Genomic DNA, 1,824 nt, shown 5'->3' on the forward strand with positions numbered 1-1,824 from the left:
CCGGGCGCGCTGCGCGGGCCATGGAAGCGCATGACGGAGAAAGAGATCCCGGTGATCGTCGAGAGCCTGCCCAAGGAACTGCCTTACCGGGACCACCGGTTGTTCTCCGGTGTCGTCGGACGGGATCAGCTGCCGGTCACCGGACGCGTCCTCTTCCGTCTGATGGGCGGCCGCTTCGGCGACTACCGCGACTGGGACGCCATCGACGACTGGGCGTCCGGCATCGCAAGGCAGCTGGCTCGCGGATGACGGACAGCGCGACAGGACACAGCAGGGCTCACCCCAAGAGACAGCGGACGCGCCGTCGACAAGGTCATGGTCGAAGGTAAAGACGGTCAGGTTCAGCGCCTCTCGGACCTCGATACGCCGGTCCACACCCTGGAGCGGTGGCAAGCGGGCAACCACGGCCCTCCGAGACGCAGGGCCGCCAGGTCACTCCGCAAGGCGCCCACTCTCAAGGCTTCAGAGCGAGCCGGGCGATGCCGAACACGGCCCGGGGGCAGACGTGCCCACCGCCGTGACTGCCACGGTCCCCGTCCGAGTCGCCTTGAGTGCGGCCGTCCGAGCAACGACCAGGGCCGTTCGGACCCAGTGTCGGACCGCCCCGGCCCTTACCGGTGCGGGTGCCGGGTCGAGGATCCTGGTAGTGGAGGGTTCCGCCAAGTCGTGCGGACGCAGAGCCGGGGAGGTGGTGACCGTGCTGCGCCCTGTCGTCGTGGGACTGGACGGTTCGCGTGAGAGCCTCGCCGCCGCCGACTGGGCGGCCCGGGAGGCGCTCAGGCGTGGCCTGCCGCTGCGCATGGTGCACGCGTGGGAGGGCGGCATGCCGCCCGACGAGTCGGAGTTGCCCGAGCTGGAAGCGCCGCGCTTTTGGGCGCGGCTGATCCTGCGCGGCGCCGTGGACCGGCTCAACGAGCGGTATCCGCAGGTCTCTCTGAGCGCCGAGCAGGTCTCGCGGCCCGCGGCCGACGCTCTGGTCGAGGCGGGCGACGAGGCGGAGCTGCTGGTCCTGGGCAGCCGGGCGTTCAGCGGCTTCGGCGGCTTCATGGCCGGTTCCGTGGCGCTGGTGACGGTGGCCCGTGTAGCGCGTCCCGTCGTCCTGGTACGGGCCGACCAGCCGGTCGATGACGAGCACGGGCCGGAAGCACGGGGCCGACCGTCGGCACACACCCCGTACCGCGACCTCGTGGTCGGCGTGGACCCGACACATCCGTGCCAAGAACTGCTCTCGTTCGCGTTCGAGAGCGCGACCCTGCGTGCCGCTCCGCTACGAGTGGTGCACGCGTGGCGTCTGCCGTACGTACCCAGTGCTCTGGAGGCCAAGGCTCGCAAGGACGTCGGAGGGGCCGCCGAACGGGCCTTGGCCGCCGTTCTGGCGCCGTGGCGGGAGAAATATCCCGCGGTGGAGATCCTCGAGCTGGTCGACGAGGGGCGTCCCGCGCAGCGACTGCTGGACGCCACGAGAGATGCCGGCCTGCTGGCCGTGGGCCGCAGGACCCGCCCGTCCAGGCTCGGCACGCACTCCGGGCCTGTCACGCACGCCGTGATGCACCACGTCCGTTGCCCGGTCGCGGTCGTGCCGCACGAGTGAGTCCCGGTGGTGGAGCCCGGGGGCGAACCGTCCTCCACGCTCCCTAGAAAGAACTTGGACGGGAAAGGCTGCGGCGATTCCCGGCCTGTGCCTCTGTCACCAGGCCCGACAGGCGGTGTCGGGACATGACGCTGCTGCACTAGTAGGACTCCGTTACGTCTGTCTCGCGGTGCCGTTTGGGGGCATGTTGGGGGTGTGGACGCACATGAAGTGAACCGTGCTCGGGCGCAGTT

The 1,824-nt window shown here is 70.3% G+C and carries 1 protein-coding gene and 1 pseudogene; both read left to right on the top strand.

All coding sequences use genetic code 11. The features are described from left to right. Positions 1–249, top strand: a pseudogene (locus ACZ5XS_RS45730) (flavodoxin domain-containing protein); the annotation flags it as partial. Positions 250–697: 448 nt separating this feature from the next. After that, the gene (locus ACZ5XS_RS45735) at positions 698–1,591 is read left to right on the top strand and encodes a universal stress protein (protein WP_468661638.1); all 894 of its coding nucleotides are present in this window, start codon (positions 698–700) and stop codon (positions 1,589–1,591) included. Positions 1,592–1,824 lie beyond the last annotated feature (233 nt).

This window comes from Streptomyces sp. NPDC033131, assembly GCF_055578365.1.